General features: G+C 43.3%; 18 protein-coding genes and 2 pseudogenes. 16 read left to right on the top strand and 4 right to left on the bottom strand.

Features of this window, described 5'->3' with window-relative positions:
• Position 1 precedes the first annotated feature (1 nt).
• The 5 genes and pseudogenes from NST69_RS30975 to tnpB all read left to right on the top strand — a co-directional run bounded on the left by NST69_RS30975 (position 2) and on the right by tnpB (position 3,660).
• Positions 2-1,108, top strand: coding sequence for a Ger(x)C family spore germination C-terminal domain-containing protein (locus NST69_RS30975; RefSeq protein WP_036722999.1), 1,107 nt, complete (start codon positions 2-4; stop codon positions 1,106-1,108).
• On the top strand, positions 1,089-1,490 hold the full coding sequence (locus NST69_RS30970; protein WP_235191782.1) for an NAD-binding protein: 402 nt from the start codon (positions 1,089-1,091) through the stop codon (positions 1,488-1,490). Before NST69_RS30975 ends, NST69_RS30970 begins: the two co-directional genes overlap by 20 nt.
• Before the next feature lie 396 nt (positions 1,491-1,886).
• Positions 1,887-2,042: pseudogene (locus tag NST69_RS30965) on the top strand (tellurium resistance protein); the annotation flags it as partial.
• A 136-nt stretch (positions 2,043-2,178) separates the two neighbouring features.
• Positions 2,179-2,580: an IS200/IS605 family transposase gene (tnpA, locus tag NST69_RS30960; RefSeq protein ID WP_036722998.1), complete on the top strand. Its 402-nt coding sequence runs from the start codon at positions 2,179-2,181 to the stop codon at positions 2,578-2,580.
• Between the two features lie 6 nt (positions 2,581-2,586).
• Positions 2,587-3,660 (top strand): IS200/IS605 family element RNA-guided endonuclease TnpB, encoded by a 1,074-nt coding sequence (gene tnpB / locus NST69_RS30955; RefSeq protein WP_036722997.1) that lies wholly within the window; start codon positions 2,587-2,589, stop codon positions 3,658-3,660.
• A 139-nt stretch (positions 3,661-3,799) separates the two neighbouring features.
• Here tnpB and NST69_RS30950 read toward each other — a convergent pair whose 3' ends face one another.
• Positions 3,800-4,270, bottom strand: a complete 471-nt coding sequence (locus NST69_RS30950) for a pyridoxamine 5'-phosphate oxidase family protein (RefSeq protein ID WP_342548004.1) — start codon at positions 4,268-4,270, stop codon at positions 3,800-3,802.
• Positions 4,271-4,696: 426 nt separating this feature from the next.
• On the opposite strand from NST69_RS30950, the gene NST69_RS30945 reads away from it, so the two are divergent.
• From NST69_RS30945 to NST69_RS30920, 6 genes are all read left to right on the top strand, one after another.
• Positions 4,697-5,200: an EVE domain-containing protein gene (locus tag NST69_RS30945; protein ID WP_051477825.1), complete on the top strand. Its 504-nt coding sequence runs from the start codon at positions 4,697-4,699 to the stop codon at positions 5,198-5,200.
• A 676-nt stretch (positions 5,201-5,876) separates the two neighbouring features.
• A complete protein-coding gene (locus NST69_RS30940) occupies positions 5,877-6,626 on the top strand; it encodes a class I SAM-dependent methyltransferase (RefSeq protein ID WP_036722994.1) in 750 nt (249 codons plus the stop codon).
• A gap of 448 nt (positions 6,627-7,074) precedes the next feature.
• The gene (locus NST69_RS30935) at positions 7,075-7,578 is read left to right on the top strand and encodes a hypothetical protein (protein WP_235191781.1); all 504 of its coding nucleotides are present in this window, start codon (positions 7,075-7,077) and stop codon (positions 7,576-7,578) included.
• Between the two features lie 42 nt (positions 7,579-7,620).
• Positions 7,621-8,130, top strand: a complete 510-nt coding sequence (locus tag NST69_RS30930; RefSeq protein ID WP_036722991.1) for an N-acetyltransferase — start codon at positions 7,621-7,623, stop codon at positions 8,128-8,130.
• Positions 8,131-8,254: 124 nt separating this feature from the next.
• Positions 8,255-8,620, top strand: coding sequence for a nuclear transport factor 2 family protein (locus NST69_RS30925; protein WP_036722990.1), 366 nt, complete (start codon positions 8,255-8,257; stop codon positions 8,618-8,620).
• A 43-nt stretch (positions 8,621-8,663) separates the two neighbouring features.
• Positions 8,664-8,951 carry a Dabb family protein gene (locus NST69_RS30920; RefSeq protein WP_342548003.1) on the top strand — a complete coding sequence of 96 codons (288 nt, stop codon included), beginning with the start codon at positions 8,664-8,666 and terminating at the stop codon, positions 8,949-8,951.
• Positions 8,952-9,082: 131 nt separating this feature from the next.
• Here NST69_RS30920 and NST69_RS30915 read toward each other — a convergent pair whose 3' ends face one another.
• Positions 9,083-9,445: a winged helix-turn-helix transcriptional regulator gene (locus tag NST69_RS30915; protein WP_036722989.1), complete on the bottom strand. Its 363-nt coding sequence runs from the start codon at positions 9,443-9,445 to the stop codon at positions 9,083-9,085.
• 111 nt (positions 9,446-9,556) lie between these two features.
• Between NST69_RS30915 and NST69_RS30910 the strand changes: the two genes are divergently transcribed.
• The 4 genes and pseudogenes from NST69_RS30910 to NST69_RS30895 all read left to right on the top strand — a co-directional run bounded on the left by NST69_RS30910 (position 9,557) and on the right by NST69_RS30895 (position 11,482).
• The gene (locus NST69_RS30910; RefSeq protein ID WP_342548002.1) at positions 9,557-10,186 is read left to right on the top strand and encodes a nitroreductase family protein; all 630 of its coding nucleotides are present in this window, start codon (positions 9,557-9,559) and stop codon (positions 10,184-10,186) included.
• A gap of 148 nt (positions 10,187-10,334) precedes the next feature.
• Positions 10,335-10,592: pseudogene (locus NST69_RS30905) on the top strand (phosphotransferase); the annotation flags it as partial.
• Between the two features lie 30 nt (positions 10,593-10,622).
• On the top strand, positions 10,623-11,063 hold the full coding sequence (locus NST69_RS30900) for a hypothetical protein (protein ID WP_036722985.1): 441 nt from the start codon (positions 10,623-10,625) through the stop codon (positions 11,061-11,063).
• 92 nt (positions 11,064-11,155) lie between these two features.
• Positions 11,156-11,482, top strand: a complete 327-nt coding sequence (locus NST69_RS30895) for a hypothetical protein (RefSeq protein WP_036722984.1) — start codon at positions 11,156-11,158, stop codon at positions 11,480-11,482.
• A 47-nt stretch (positions 11,483-11,529) separates the two neighbouring features.
• Here the strand turns inward: NST69_RS30895 and NST69_RS30890 are convergent, their stop codons facing one another.
• On the bottom strand, positions 11,530-11,913 hold the full coding sequence (locus tag NST69_RS30890; protein ID WP_036722982.1) for a RidA family protein: 384 nt from the start codon (positions 11,911-11,913) through the stop codon (positions 11,530-11,532).
• A gap of 105 nt (positions 11,914-12,018) precedes the next feature.
• Here NST69_RS30890 and NST69_RS30885 point away from each other — a divergent pair, with 105 nt between their 5' ends.
• Positions 12,019-12,354: a helix-turn-helix domain-containing protein gene (locus NST69_RS30885; RefSeq protein WP_036722981.1), complete on the top strand. Its 336-nt coding sequence runs from the start codon at positions 12,019-12,021 to the stop codon at positions 12,352-12,354.
• A gap of 16 nt (positions 12,355-12,370) precedes the next feature.
• On the opposite strand, the gene NST69_RS30880 is transcribed toward NST69_RS30885, so the two are convergent.
• A complete protein-coding gene (locus NST69_RS30880; RefSeq protein ID WP_036722980.1) occupies positions 12,371-13,009 on the bottom strand; it encodes a nitroreductase family protein in 639 nt (212 codons plus the stop codon).
• Positions 13,010-13,018: the final 9 nt, after the last annotated feature.

The following is a 13,018-nucleotide window of genomic DNA, read 5'->3' as shown; positions in this document are numbered from 1 at the left end:
CATGGTACCATACAAGCACTATGGTTTATTGGCGATTGTAAGCCTTATGTGGATGGCCGGCTGTTCTTCTCCATATGTTGAGAACAATAAGATCGAAGAGATTGCTCCGGTAGTTTTCTGGTCGATTGACAAGGGGACGGAAGGAAAGTTGAAAATCAGCACTTTAGTACCACCGCTCATCCAAGAAAAAAAACGTCTTCTCTCCAAGGAAGTCAATCTGTTAAAGCAGGGAGACCAGAAGTTTAATTTGATTTATTACCGGGAATTAAAGCAGGGGCAGCTGCGAATGTTATTAATTAATGAGGAGCTGGCAAAAAAGGGAGGCATTGAAAAGCTGATCAATACCATACTGGTTGATCCCGATATTTCAATGCGTGTCTATTTGTTGATTGTCAGAGGTGATTTTGATGAATACATAAAAAATCAATTGACGAAGCAAGACAACCAAGATTATTTTCTGTATCGGATGTTAAAGCATTACGAGGAGCATAATCAAGGTGAAATGAGCATCGTCAATATTCATAAATTTATGAAGAAGGTATATTCCCCTTTTAAGGATCCGATCCTGCCGGTTTTTCATTCGGATAAGAACAATTTCGATTACGTAGGAACCGCCCTCTTCCAAAACGATAAAGAAGTAATGGTCATTCAAGACGTGGACGATAATATTTTTCAACTTCTGGATAACAATCATTTCCTAAAAGTCTTGGCCATTCCAAAGTTATCAATCAGTTTAGGACGTATTCGATCCAACGTTCGCATGAAACTATCAAGGGACTATTCATCCTTGTCTTTACATGTCGGATTGAAAGGAAGAATTGAGGAATACCAGGGAGAATTGAATATTCAAAGTGAGGAACAATTGGAACATTTAATCCATGAAATTGAGGTCTACCTTGAGGAACAAACGTCAGATTTATTAAAAAGAATGCAACGTTGGAAAGTCGATCCCTTAGAGGTCGGAACCCATTCGCTTAAGGCGTTTTCTAAAGAAATAACAGATGAGCAATGGATGAAGCATTGGGAAAATATGAAGATTAATGTTGACTACGACATTAAAGTACATCCTTTGATTAATGGAGCGGTTGATGTGTTTCAAAACAAGTAAATCGAGTACATCCCGGAATCCGATTAAAGGGATCTTCGACTTCGGCGAGGAAGCCGGTTCGGCTGTAATGGTCAAACTGATCGGCAACTTCCTTATTGTCTCCGCCGCACGCTCCATGGAAGAAGCACTAGGAATAGCTGAGCGCAGCGGTGTTGATCCCATTGCGGCGGTAAATATGCTTACCAGCACACTGTTTACCGCCCCAATCTATCAAAGCTACGGCAAAATGATTGCCGAAAAGTCAGCATCCGTATCCGCAAGCAAAATTCCGCAGAAGGATGTCGGTCTGTTGCTGTCAGAGGCGCAAAGCGTGCAATTTCCGGCTCCGCTTGCCAGTCTGTTGCTGGATATGCTGGAGAACGGAGATCAGGGCAGAGCCTAAAGCTGAGTCGCTCGGATTCATAAATGCGCCACAGCCCAAACCTCTACCCACTGTTCCGGAAAGGCCAGGTAAGTCACCCCAATCATGCTCCCGTACTTTATGCTTAGATACATTACGGTGAACAACGCGTGAGAATGGCATCTAAATTGGGTTCCTCAATGTTCTTTGGGGCGCGAGATACGCGGAGTACGTCTTCGGCCAGGCAAGGGGTTGATTCCCGCATGTTCAGGCTGAAGCCGGTGTCTGCGTGATTTGATGAATTCCCCCAATGCGGATGAAAAGTCATGGTTCTCCATACAGGCGCTGCCTCCTCTAGCGTTCCATCTTTACTGTGATATACATAGAGTATACCCGCTCAAGTAAGGGCAATGATAAGGAAAGTTTCATCAATAAACAACGGGTGTAGCTACTCTTTTACCATCCGAGAAAGTGGGCAATACAAAAGTTCATAAAATTAATTTCGACATGGGGAGAGTACCTGAAGGTATAACAAAAATAGATGTAACTCTGACAGAGGATAGTAGCACGGGATTTTCGAATGTAAAGAATTTAACCCTCAGTTGACAGAATTCTCCCATCTTCTTTAAGTGGGGGATGAATGGAAACGGTCTAATCTACATGGATTCTAACCGCCTAAGATGCTATAATAAAAGTATTCAGTCGTATCTTGGAAAGGTCAGTGAAATCAATGAAATTAGATTCGAATAACCATTCAGTGTTCTCCCTTCACTTTCACCTTATTCTAGTCATCCAGTATCGTAGGAAAGTCATTACAGATCCCATATCCGAACGTCTGAAAGAGATATTTGCATCCATTCAGACTACTTACAATGTGACTTTGCAGGAATGGAATCATGACAGGGATCACGTTCAGATCCTAATGAAAACTCATCCTAATACCGACATTTCTAAATTTCTCAACGCTTATAAGAGTGCATCATCCAGGCTGATCAAGAAGGAGTTTCCTACCCTCCGAACATCACTTTGGAAAGAGGCTTTTTGGTCACGCTCCTATTGCTTGCTTACAACGGGTGAAGCGCCAATAGACGTCATTCAAAAATACATCGAAAACCAAGGGGTGAAAGGGTGATCGCCATTGCTGAAAGCCTACAAATACCGTATCTATCCAAGCCATGCGCAACAACACTACTTCGCTAAAGTGTTCGGATGCGTTCGCTTCATCTACAACAGAATGCTTGCAGATAAAATTGAACATTACAAGCAAACGGAAACGATGCTGAGGAATACACCCGCACAATACAAAAAGGAATTCGACTGGCTGAAAGAAGTCGATAGCCTTGCCTTAGCGAATACCCAACTGAATTTAGACAAGGCTTATAAGAATTTTTTTCGGGATAAGAAAACGGGATTTCCTAAATTCAAGAGCAAGAAGACGAATAATCATAGCTTCACAACGAATAACCAAAATGGAACAGTGGCTATAGAGGATGGATATCTCAAGATTCCAAAGCTGAAAACTGGCATTAAAATCAAGCTGCACCGCCCATTCGTGGGGCTGATCAAATCATGCACAATTTCAAAAACACCAACGGGAAAGTATTATGCTTCCGTATTGGTTGAAACGGATATCGTCCAGTTGCCCAAAATACATACGAAGATTGGCGTTGATCTTGGGCTGAAAGACTTTGCTATGACTTCAAATGGCGAAATCATATCCAATCCTAAATACTTGCGTACGTCTGAAAAGCGATTAGCGAAGCTGCAAAAGGATGTATCGCGGAAGAAGAAGGGAAGCCATAACCGTCATAAGGCTAGGCTGAAAGCTGCCAAGCTACATGAAAAAATAGCGAATCAGCGTAAAGACTTCTTGCATAAAACGTCTGCCAAAATGATAAACGAAAACCAAGTTATCGTGATGGAAGACTTACGTGTAAAGAATATGATGCAGAATCACAAACTTGCAAAAGCGATTAGCGAGGTATCTTGGAGTATGTTCCGTTCGATGCTTGAATATAAGGCTCAATGGTATGGCAGAGAACTTATTATTGCCCCTAAGCACTATGCAAGCAGTCAGCTTTGCTCCTGTTGCGGTTATAAGAACGCAGAGGTGAAGAATCTCGCCTTGCGAGAGTGGACTTGTCCAGAATGTAACGTGCATCATGATCGCGATGTAAACGCTGCTCAAAACCTACTGAAACTAGCCATGTGATATTGCAATGATTGGGCTAGGGACTAGCCTTTGAGCTTGGGTAAACTTGGAGCAGTAGCTTCATTGACCAAGAAGCCGCCACCTCTTAGGTGGATGGTAGTTCACCAGCAGAGATATGTACCGAAAATACGATTATTCTTTAATTTGCCGTCTTATTGACAAAATCAATCTCATTTCTGATCCCTTTATGGGCGTCATTCCACAGGCCCTTGGTCAGGCGGATGCGCAGCAGGCATGTGTTAGGGTCCTCATCGTTATTGGCTTCGTTATACCAATCGGCGAATATTGTGCGCAGCTTGGTCATCATCCCGGCGTTTTTCTCGTCACATACCCAGCCCAGGTTTTCACCGATACCATCTGCCGTAAAGTTCTCGACGATGATACATACGGCGACTTCGGGGTTTTGGGCGATCTGCTGCATCTTGCCTGAGGTCGCGTAAGTGACGGTGTAGAACGCGCCGTCCTCATAATAGGCATCCACAATGCGGGCGGCGGGACGGCTTGTGCCATTGGCCCCCGGTTCCAGCACGATGGTGGACAAAGAGATTAGGCCGTCCTTGTTCCCCACTTGTTCTTCCAGCAGCTTCATGGCTTCGTCGTATTTGCTCATTATATTCCCTCCCATAGTGCCATAAGGCATATTAACAAGTTTATCATTGTAAAGTCTTAGAGCATGTGAAGAATAATACGATAAAAAAATTAAATCGCCGCTTGAAGTTAATTTGGTTCAGCTGTTTGCATATCAGAATGAAGAGTTTTTGGTCACCTCAGCAGAGAGCGATATTCAGGATATCGTAAGTATGCTAATGCGGAGAAATCTTAAAATTTCCATAATCTTCTTTGCAGAGGCAGTTTTATGCATTTATCTGTCTTGGTACAATTTCGAACTCGCTAGGCTGTAAACTAACGGGATACGATATTTTAATAATAAGGAAGTTCTGTTCGAAAGCCTCACTAAAACGCTACTGACAAACCGCTGTCAGTAGCGTTTTAGTATACTGGATTCAGCTTAAGTAAAAAGGAGTTGCGTTCGGCAATGGATACGAAAGAAACGTTGCGTAAATTCGAGGATACGGAAAATGGAAGTCCTTCATATTGGATAGGGGTCGTCTCAGCGAACCACGCGCAGGGGGGCGTTAGTGGCGGCTTTGCCCAGATGTGTCACGGTAAAGCAGCGCCGTTACGCAGGATGCAGCCTGGGGATTGGCTTGTGTATTATTCTCCCCGCATGGAGATAGGAGAAGGCGAGCCGCTGCAAGCGTTCACCGCCATTGGCCGGGTTATGGACGACCGTGTATACGAATATGCGATGTCCGCGACGTTCGTACCTTACCGCAGGAATATTGCATATGTTCCCTGCCAGGAGGCGAGAATCAAGGGCTTACTTGATCGGTTGGCCTTCACACGCGGCCAGCGGAATTGGGGCTACCCCTTCCGTACCGGCCACTTCGGGATAAGCCGTGAAGATTTCTTGATTATCGCGGAAGCAATGCATGTGGCCATCCCAGTGGTGATAACTGGTATGTATCAGCAGCAATAGATCATTTAATGATATCTCTGAGTCAAACTCTGTCTGATATTCAGGATATAGTAGGCATGCTAATTAGAAACAAAAGCGCAAGCCATTGGTTTGTGCTATTTGCCGTAGCTTAAGTGTAGTTCATATTTTATGATTAATGGTGCTGAATTTGAGCGGTTATTGAAGTAGGAGGTAAGGATAATTTATGACTGAATGATTAGCTCCAGCAGGAAAAATGGATGTATATGGCAGGGCTCCTTTGATGTTTACCAAATATTGTCCGATGAAAAAATGAATCAATGCAGAATTTGCAAAACGAAGAACTAGGAGTTAAAAGATGAGCACGGAACGTTCCCTATTGTTTCCCATGATGATTGCACAATTGCACAACGACTCTCCTTAATGGGAAGACGCTTAATCTTTTAGAGGATGGTTGCAGGATGGCTACGGCCAGTGTAATACAAAAGGTACTGTCGTAAATTCCGAAATCCTGAACGATTCCTTCTTTTTGCACGTTGGTATCATTTTCGTTCCACTATAAATCCTTCAACATTCTACCATTTATCTTCATATAGCATTTCAACCCAGCTATGAATGATCTCCTGGTAGGGTGGTTCGGCATCTGATGAACCGGAACGTCGATCACATAAGGCAGGGGTAATAGATGCACTAAAGAAGACCAATAGGAGGGGAAGTCATGCAAGATCAAAAAGAAATGCTTGAGATCAACAAAGCAGGATGGGATGAAGTAGCTGATCAATATTTTGGAATACATGCTTTGCCGCAATATGGGCCATATGCACCTACAGAGGATGAATTGCATCTTCTAGGTGATGTTACTGGCAAGACAGTACTTGAGATAGGCTGTGGCAGTGGACACTCGCTCTTGTACATGGCAAGCAGAGGCGCAGGGGATATCTGGGGAATTGATTTATCGACGACTCAGGTTAATTACGCTAAGGAACTGCTCCAGGAGAACAGATTGACCGGGAACATACAACAAATGTCTATGGAAAACATAGATGACTTGCCCAGTGAATATTTTGATATCGTATTCTCTGTTTATGCATTAGGCTGGACAGTCGATATGGCACGGACAATATCTAACATCTACAAAAGACTAAAAAACGGCGGGGTATTGTTATTTAGTTGGGAACATCCCATACAAAGCAGACTGATGTATGAGGATGACAAAATAACCTATACTCAATCCTATCATTCCGAAGGACCTTATAAGGTAACTTGGCGTGGAGTACCCGTGATCATGCACCATCGAAAAGTCAGCACAATATTAAATGAACTTTCAAATGCTGGCTTTTTTATAGAACGGGTAATTGAAGAATCACGAGTTCCTGAGACAGACGAAAGTTCACCGACTACATGGTATTCGGGGATGAAGGCACGTTTAAGTCCTCCAACCATTATCATCAAATGTATAAAGAAATAAGCTAACTATTTCAATTTTATATCAATTCAATCAACTGAATGTGAATCCATCCAAAAGTGAAATATACCCCTTTTTAGGTATGTATGTGTGGACTGGAATGTAATAAAATGTCGAAGTAAGCAATGAGTATCTGAAAAGAGGAAAGGAGTGACATATATGTTTCCACCAAGAAGCGGATTTAATAACAAAGGTGGCAGGGGACCGCTACAAATTGTAGTGAACCTACTTGTGAACAGCGAGCAAGTGAGAACAGCGCCTGCGAAATAAGCATTCGGTACGGGAAGAGCTGCACCTAAGTCTTTGGACTTTCGGGCAGCTTTTTCTTGTGGGACAACATTCATCCGATAAGTAAGAAAAAGAACAGATCTACATAATGCAAGGAGTTGGAATTAATCAGATGAGCTATTACTTTCAAGTCTGCAGTTCAGAGAGCTATCAGGATAAATACATGATATTTCTATTGGAACATTACAATGAACTAAATCTGCCTTATCCTTTTTCAATCTCGCTGAGTTTTCTGGCAAGCTCTGTTCTAATGCAAAAAGAAGCTATCTTGTGCTTCAACGATGAGGATGAAGTTGTCGGGGCGATTGGTTACATTTCCGGGACTGCGGAGAACCAATACAAGGATACGCATGTGGCACAAATCCAGATTGTTTTCTTTATTGAAACGTATCGCCGAAGCCGGCTGTTCCTAGAGAGTCTGCAATTTCTGGTGCAATATATATCACAACTACCTGAGCCTATTGTTGAGCTCCGTTTTTGGGTCCCGGTCCATCTCCGGCTGCAAAGACTTCTAACCAAGCTTGCAGAGAAAACAGCGACATGGGATACACAGCAAGGTGGGATTGATGAATATCATGCCGATTTCAAGGAATGGCAAGCATACGTAATGAAGTTCAGAAATGAAGACTATTTCATTTCTCAGTGCTTGCTCTGTTGTGATTCTTGAGATAGCTAAGCTCATATGAACGATTAGGAGGTGGGGCGGTTTATGCTTGCCCATTACCGGAATTGTCAAAATGATGAAGATTATGCGCAGTTTACTTTATATTTTATCCGAAACCGAAAAGATTTTAACCGCCAATTCTCACTTGCGGATGCACTTGTACATGTGTTGGAATTCATCCCCAACTCCCACATTATATTAATAACGGACAAGATGGGGGCAATGATAGGTTGGGGGCATTATCGCTATCTCAATACTGAGAATGAATTTGATCCCAAAGGTGAAATTGTTTTTGTTAATTCTGTCATTGTCCACCCCTCCTATCGCAGCAGTCGCGTATTTATTCAGGGGTTCCGCTATTTGGTACAACAAATTGTCGCAGAGAATTGTGGCGTTAACTATCTACAATTTTGCGCTCAGATCGACAACATTTATCTAAATCGACTGTACGCGAAGTTTTCCCGCGTTATTGGGCAAAGAGAAGGCTACCATGGAATTGAAAATGTCTATTCCGCGGATTTCGGACAGCTACTTCAGTATCTGAAGCTCAGTTGAGGTATTTCCCTATCGGGCAGGTTTGTCCTGAACAAATAAATATTACAGATAACTAGACACGCAGCTGTCAGGTTCTGTGGGTTACACTAGCCTTGTATTCAAAGATTACAAAGGAGTTGATCATATGGAGCCTAATCTTAATCTGCTTCCGCAAGTAATACTAGATTTTATAGCCGCTACCAATAAACCCGATCCGGATGCTTATGTCGGCTGCTTTTCGGAAGATGCACTTGTTCTCGATGAAGGTAAAGAGTGGGCAGGCAAAGCTGCTATCAAACAATGGAGTGCCGAATATCATTTTGGAGCTAACATAACACTTGAACCCATACAGAATAAACAGCAAGGGGAAGAAAACGTAGTAGTTTTCAAGGTTGATGGGGATTTCGACAAAACCGGCCTCCCGGACCCTCTCTATTTGGATTTTTATTTTCAGATTCGCAACGATAAGATTAAGCAGCTTGCGATCCGGCTGTCTAAAGGATTGGAATAAGTAGACAAAGGCTAATCAGATAAGGAACGTGAGGAACCCAAAGATGATACTAAATCATGTGTTATTGAAGCTGAAGGACCGGAGACCGGAGCATATCGAGCAAGCTCAAACCGTTCTACTAGGCTTGAGAGGGAAAATAAACGTTCTTCTCGATGTTCAGACTGAAGCTAATGTTCGCCCTGGTCCTTCAGCATACGATTTGATCCTGATCACCAAGTTTGCTTCCTTAGAAGACATGGATGAATACCTTATCCACCCGGCTCATCAGGAAGTCGCCAGGTGGATGGGTACGGTTCTGGAAACACAGGCGTCTGTCTGCTGCTCAATCTAATAGAAGTTAGCTACCAATGTCTCTTCATTCGCATAACTGAGAAATATTAACAGCGCCATGTTCTTCATTAGTGAAGAGTATGGTGCTGTTTTCATTTACGTAAGGTCTTAAAAGGGTTTCATGGTTATCGATCACAGTGATTTAGAATGTTCACAGATTGTATTATTACCTGCGGTGATCCCCTCTCTTTTAAGATGGTTATCGCCCGCATCACACATTTCTTTTAATAATGGAAGCAATGTCCGTCCATAGTCTGTTATTGAGTATTCTACTCTAATGGGAACCTCGTCTGCATACACGGCTCGATTAACTAATCCATCCTGTTGCAGTTGCTTTAATTGTTCGTTTAAAACTTTATGTGAGACGCCTTCACAAATCTTGAGTAAGTCTTTTGTGCGCTTATGCTCATATCCTAATTGATACAGGATAATGCTTTTCCATTTACCACTAATGATATTTTGTACCACATCAAAACCTGTATTTATTGTATTCATGATATCCTCCTTACTTTGAAGTAACCTAGTGACTATAAAGTGCAGTATTTTCAATTGCAGACGCTCCAGATAATATGATTATAGCAAATCTAATCTACGGGGGGCGTTAAAGTGAGTTTGCAGGATATTATTTTACAAAGGAAATCGGTCAGACATTATGATCCAAACTATGCGATTGAAAGAAAGGAAATCCTTGATTCGATTGAACTGGCAGCCAAATCACCAAACGGAAATAACATTCAGAGTACACGTTATTTACTCATCGAGGATAAGGAGTTGCGAGCTAAAGTTAGACCCATTGCATATAACCAGGAGCAGGTTGAAACCTCCAGTTATTTGATTTTGATCTTGGGGGATTACCGTACTTTTCATGCTGAGAATATCCATGCTATTCAAGACAAGGCTTTGGAGAAAGGTTATTTCACCCAAGAGACTAAAGCGCATTTAACAAATGCAGCCCTTGGTTATTATCGAAACATGTCTAATCAAGATTATTTAAAAGAGCTGGTCCGCGATGGCAGTCTGGCTGCAATGGCCTTAGTCCTTATTTTGAACGAAAAAGGGTACCAGACCATCACGATGTCAGGTTATGATAAAGATGCTCTTTTTAAAGTGCTCAAGATTCCCCAGCACTATGAAGACATTATGTTATTAAGTGTGGGCAGAGGGATTCAAGAGGGTCATTCCACTGTAAGACATGATATTGAGGATTTAACGTTTATAGATAGGGTACCTTCGTGATCGGATACACACACAGAGAGCTTCAAACCTCATTGTATAGAAAAGTGCCTGCGGGGGCTCTTTTTCAGCTACTATTTAATACGCCAGATGCTCATACTTATGTGAAGATGCAGTACCCTTCAACAACAATTATTCTCGGGAACTCAAAGAAGATTTAGTATTCACACATGGTGACTACAGCCTGCCAAACATCATTATTGCTAATGACTCTATAAGTGGATTTATCGATCTGGGAAATTGCGGGATTGCGGACCGTTATTATGATTTGGCAGTAGCTGAGAAGAGCATTATCAGAAACTTCGGCGAGCAATGGGTCAAGTTATTTTTTTCATCCTATGGTGTATCAGAGATTGATTATGCAAAAATAAGATTCTACCAAGTTGTAGATCATTTGGTTTGGGCCTGATCATTAAGTGAACACAAGGAGGATACTGGGATGAGGATGCCAAGCGACAGCGAGCTGACATTGCTATTCGAAGGAGATGAGCAACAGCTGCAGCAATTTGTTTTTGCGAACAGCGTCATTGTAGATTGGGGAGAGGAGGACGAGGAGATCGTCCGTTTGTTCGGTAAACAGCTTCCCGATGAAACGGTCGAGGTGACGCCTACGGACAAAGGACTGGATGTTACCTACAATGGACAAATGCATTCGATTGCGCTTACCTTTAGCGGAGATGACCGCTACATCACGATTCGCGGCTTTCAGGAGCTGATCCGGGACAAATACGAAATCCGGCTGTTTGAGGCCTCATATTTTTCGGATACGCACGAATTTTTGATTTTACCGAAGCACAAGTGGGGGGAACTGGATGCCCGTTATCCGGTGCGGAGTAGGGAGATATTCCGTATCATCGATGAGGAGTTGGATTTTCCGTAACTGGGCAAGTGGTTAACCAAGCTTCAGCAAGAATTCGAACAGTGTACGGGTTACCTGAAAAATATCTAAAACGGCTCAGGAAGGATATGCCTATGAAAATAATTACATTATGCGGTTCTACAAAATTCAAGAAGCAATTTGAACGGGCTAATGCATTTCTTACACTACAAGGAAACATAGTGATTAGTGTAGCCTTCTTTGAACAAACTGAAGGTTTTGAAATCACGGAAGAACAAGCGGAGTTACTGGGAGATCTGCATTTTAGAAAGATTGATCTTTCTGACGAAATCTTCGTGATTGATGTAAATGGCTACATTGGCAACAGCACAAGAAATGAGATTGAGTATGCTGGAAAAACGGGTAAGGCCATCCGCTACTACTCTGATGGAGAGATTCCGCAAATTCTAAAACGCTACTGACATTACTCTGCCAGTAGCGTTGTTTAGATGAACCCTCTCTCTTTTTCTTAACCAACATGCGCCACAGCCCGTACCTCTACCCACTGTTCCGGGAATGCCAGGTAAGTCACCCCGATCATGCTCCCCGCCGGCCGATGCTCTCCGACATACTTTTTGAACAGTCCGATCGCGGTTTCCCCGTGCTCCTGCGCATTCGTCAGATACAGCTCCACGTAAGCCAGATTATCCTTGGTCGCTCCGAACTCTTGTAACACGGTATCCAAATTCTTCAGCGTCTGTGTCATCTGTGCCTGAATATCGCCTGCTCCAACGAAGCTGCCCCCCGCATCATGGGAGAACTGTCCCGAGATATACAGCGTGTTGTCGACAAGGTACCCCTGCGAAATCCCGTGATCCCAGAGGGTATGGTTGTACGTTCGAATGGTTGTCATTGCTTTAGCCCCTTTACTTCAAAGTAAAGCTATTATAGACTGAGCAAAAATAAAGGGATAGTACGCACAAAGAAGTGGGCTACTATCCGAAAGGATAGCGTGAACATGGGCATTTCAGATTTGAAGGGCAAGGAGACGGTGATCCAAGACACACCATTCGGTTATACGATGTCGGTGATCGGCGGGAAGTGGAAGATGGCGATTCTGTATCTGCTGTCCGCCAAACCCTCGATTCGATTCAATGAAATGCATAGACAGCTCGGAGCGGTGACATACAAGGTTCTCAGCGCGCAGCTTAAGGAATTGGAGGCTGACGGGCTGGTGAAGCGCGTGGAGTATCCGCAGATTCCGCCCAAAGTGGAGTATTCGCTGACACCGAAAGGGCAGACCCTTCTACCTGTGTTGGAGCAGCTGTGCGAGTGGGGAGCACAGAACCGGTGAGGTTCATACATTCACATTAGCGCCAAAAGGTAATTTCCTCGCTACCCAGGCGCACGGACTCATGGCCCTCATCTTTGGCCTTGCCGATGGATAAGATCATGACCGGAACATACCTGTGGTCGTCCAGATCAAAGGTGCTAACGATCTGATCACGTTCAAAGCCTGCCATCGGATTGGTGTCATACCCATGAGCACGGGCTACCAGCATCAGTTGCATCGCGAATAAACTTGCATCGATTTTGGCAATTTCGACCTTTAATTCTCTAGGTATTTGCGGATACATGCCCAGAATTTGCGCAACCTGCTTGTCGCGTATGTCTTTGGGCATTTTTCCTTGCTCCACAGCAGTATCATAGATTTTCTCTACATATAAATCGCTCTGCGTATCTCCCAAAATGATGAGCATCGCCGCAGATGTATCATTTTGCCGCGTATTGAACTGGACCAGAGGCCGAAGCTTGTCTTTCCCTTCAGGGGAGTGAACCACGATTATGCGCCAGGGCTGCATATTCGCGGAAGAGGGAGCCAAGCTTGCTTCTTGAATCATAGCGTGCATTTCTTCTTCCGAAATTTTGATGTTCTCATCGTACTGCCGTATGGAACGGCGGCCGGTCAGAATGTTGACAAAATCATTATTTTGAATAGGTTCTAGCATAAATACACT

Origin of the sequence: Paenibacillus sp. FSL P2-0089 (assembly GCF_038595095.1) — a bacterium.
Taxonomy (GTDB): domain Bacteria; phylum Bacillota; class Bacilli; order Paenibacillales; family Paenibacillaceae; genus Paenibacillus_AQ; species Paenibacillus_AQ silagei.
The sequence above is the reverse complement of the archived record's forward strand: the minus strand, read 5'-3'. Positions and strand labels throughout refer to the sequence as shown.